General features: G+C 61.0%; 2 protein-coding genes. Both read right to left on the bottom strand.

Features of this window, described 5'->3' with window-relative positions; genetic code table 11:
• The coding region (locus tag KEM39_RS11350) for a baseplate J/gp47 family protein (RefSeq protein WP_211710071.1) at positions 1-721 on the bottom strand (721 nt) is incomplete at its 3' end.
• Positions 718-1027: hypothetical protein (locus KEM39_RS11355; RefSeq protein WP_211710072.1), on the bottom strand; the 310-nt coding region annotated here is incomplete at its 5' end. The genes KEM39_RS11350 and KEM39_RS11355, both read right to left, overlap by 4 nt.

Below are 1027 nucleotides of genomic sequence, written 5' to 3' on the forward strand. Positions count from 1 at the left end.
GCGTGTAATGGGTTGCGCCCGCCTGCACGCTTTGTCCTTTCGGGTTGTCGATGACGTACACATCGCGCACGCCGTCCAACGCGAACACGTTTGCGTACACCGCCTGCGGCGTGCCGTGGGCATTGATGGCGACGCTGCGCCGCCTGCGTTCGGCAAATTCGGCGCGGCTTTCTTCCGCCCGACCGGGGACGGCGGGGTGCGGATTGTCCACCCTGTCCAGCCCCACCAATGCCTGATAAATCACATTCACGCTGTGGGCGGGGGCTTCAATCTGTCCGGCGGCAATGAGTGTGCCGCTGATTTTGCCGCCGACAGGGATGCCGGTTTCCTGCTGCAACGCCCATTGGTTGCCCGCCGCATCCTGCACGATGAATCCCTGCGGAATCTGCGTGCCGGGCAGTCCGACAAACTCGCACACCACTGCCGAATCGGTGGCGGGTTTGCGCTGCAGGAAGTAGATTTGGGCAATCGCGTCCTGCATCACGCCTTCGGCGTATTCCGGATGGATTTGATTGGCCAGCTCGGCAATCACATTGTTTTTGTCGGCAATCACGGCGGCCAGCGAAGAGGCAAGCTGACCCTGCGGCGTTTCCAAATTCAGGTTCAGGCCGCCGCCGAATGCATCGTTGAAATCGGCCAGCACGCCGTCCAGCACTTCGGTTTCGGTCGGAATCTGCAAGCCCTGCGGCGTGAAGCGGACAGGGGGGACATTACTGCTCATAGCGTTACCTCGTATTGTTTCCGGGTGTCGTCGGTAAATTTCAGGCTGCCCGAAAGCACGCGCCCGTCGCGCATCTCGGCGGCAACGTCTGCCGTCAGCACGCAGGGGACGGACAAAGCGGCCTGCACCAGCCGGTGCCGGTACAGCGCGAACGACTGTTTTTTACCCAACATTTCTTCAAAATAGGGAATGCCCTTTTCGGTGTCGTAATACAGTTCGCCCGCAAACAGGCGGCACGCCGAAGCCACATCCTGCGCCTTGGCGTAGGGGTCTTTCGCCAGCGCGATATTGCCTGCCGCGTCTAAA

This window comes from Neisseria sp. Marseille-Q1983 (genome assembly GCF_018224585.1).
Classification (GTDB): domain Bacteria; phylum Pseudomonadota; class Gammaproteobacteria; order Burkholderiales; family Neisseriaceae; genus Neisseria; species Neisseria polysaccharea.